Genomic DNA, 1,302 nt, shown 5'->3' with positions numbered 1-1,302 from the left:
TGGGGAGCCTAAAAGATGCGGTAATGAGTATTCCTGAGAACCTTGCAGGCTTGAGTTACTCTGATCCATTAGGCATTGAAGTGGGTGACCTAACAGATTCAAATGCGGTCGCAGAAGAACAAGAAGTGGATGCGTCTATCTTCGGCAACATTAAGTCTCAATTTGTTTCTGGTCATGCCGCGTTTGCTTACTTGATCTTCATCTTGTTGTACACACCATGTGTTGCTGCGATGGGGGCGTATGTACGTGAATTTGGCCATAACTTCGCACGCTTTATTGCGGTATGGACGATGGGTTTAGCTTACCTATGTGCAACGTTCTACAATCAGTTGACGCATTTCTCTGAAAGCCCAATTACTAGTGGTGTCTGGATGGCAATTATTGTTGCAATCTTCATCGGAACTTATCACGTATTCAAACGTATTGGTAAAAAACAACATGGTGCGTTAGAGGCGCAAGTCGCATGATTTTAAATGAGCTTTATCAATATATTGCAGACAAAGGGACGGTCTCACAGTCTGAGCTGGCTAAGCAGTTTGGAATGAGTGAAGACGGTGCGGATGCAATGTTAAGCGTGTGGATCAAGAAGGGTAAAATTAGCCGCTTGGTTGATACCAATAAAGCTCGAGATGTGATGCGTGTGCGTTATGCCGTGACAAAACAAGACGAGTTGTCACTCACTGTTACTATGTAGTGGTTTATCAACCAAAGCTTACAAATAATAAAGCCGCGTCATTTCTGATGCGGCTTTTTCTTTTCTAATCAATAGCCTTGTCGCTGGCAAGCAAATCTCATAGCGGCTGAATATTAATTAAGCTTTATGGAAGATCGAGCTTAGCGACAATACATTTCCAATACGTTTGAGAATCTCATCTTGTTCTTTTTCGCTACGAAACTCGCCGCTTGTGTTTCCCCAAATCGGCCCTGGCCATGCAACGTCGTCCTTAAAGCGTGCGATATGATGAATGTGTAGCTGCGGCACCATGTTACCAAGTGCGCCAAGATTCAACTTGTCAGGGCGGAAAGTCGCTTCGAGCGCTTGGCTTACCGCTTGTGATTCAAGTAAAAACTGTTGCTGCTCTTTCATCGGTAAGTGGTGCAATTCTTTTAAGTTGGCACGTTTAGGAACTAAGATGACCCACGGCACTGCATTATCTTTATGTAGAAGTGCAACGCAAAGAGGGAAGTGGCCGATTACTGTGGTGTCTTTTGCCAATTGAGGGTGCAGTTCAAAACTCATTGTGGATATCCGATTCATTTCAATTTGAATTAGTATACGTCAGATAAAACAAAAGGTTGACG

At 43.6% G+C, this 1,302-nt stretch carries 2 protein-coding genes and 1 pseudogene; 2 read left to right on the top strand and 1 reads right to left on the bottom strand.

Annotation, left to right across the window (positions count from 1 at the left end; translation table 11 throughout):
- Both R7O12_RS25270 and R7O12_RS25265 read left to right on the top strand, forming a co-directional pair.
- A pseudogene (locus R7O12_RS25270) lies at positions 1-467 on the top strand (nucleoside recognition domain-containing protein); the annotation flags it as partial.
- On the top strand, positions 464-694 hold the full coding sequence (locus R7O12_RS25265; RefSeq protein ID WP_005455490.1) for a FeoC-like transcriptional regulator: 231 nt from the start codon (positions 464-466) through the stop codon (positions 692-694). The pseudogene R7O12_RS25270 and the gene R7O12_RS25265, both read left to right, overlap by 4 nt.
- 117 nt (positions 695-811) lie before the next feature.
- Here the strand turns inward: R7O12_RS25265 and R7O12_RS25260 are convergent, their stop codons facing one another.
- Positions 812-1,240, bottom strand: a complete 429-nt coding sequence (locus tag R7O12_RS25260) for an HIT family protein (protein ID WP_021449627.1) — start codon at positions 1,238-1,240, stop codon at positions 812-814.
- Positions 1,241-1,302: the final 62 nt, after the last annotated feature.

The sequence above is a fragment of the Vibrio sp. Vb1574 genome (genome assembly GCF_033338675.1).
Note: the sequence above shows the minus strand (reverse complement) of the source record. Positions and strands in the feature narration are given on the sequence as shown.

Coding starts and splice junctions, on each gene's coding strand:
- R7O12_RS25260 (WP_021449627.1), bottom strand. CDS start 1,240: ATGAGTTTTGAACTGCACCCTCAATTGGCAAAAGACACCACAGTAATC.
- R7O12_RS25265 (WP_005455490.1), top strand. CDS start 464: ATGATTTTAAATGAGCTTTATCAATATATTGCAGACAAAGGGACGGTC.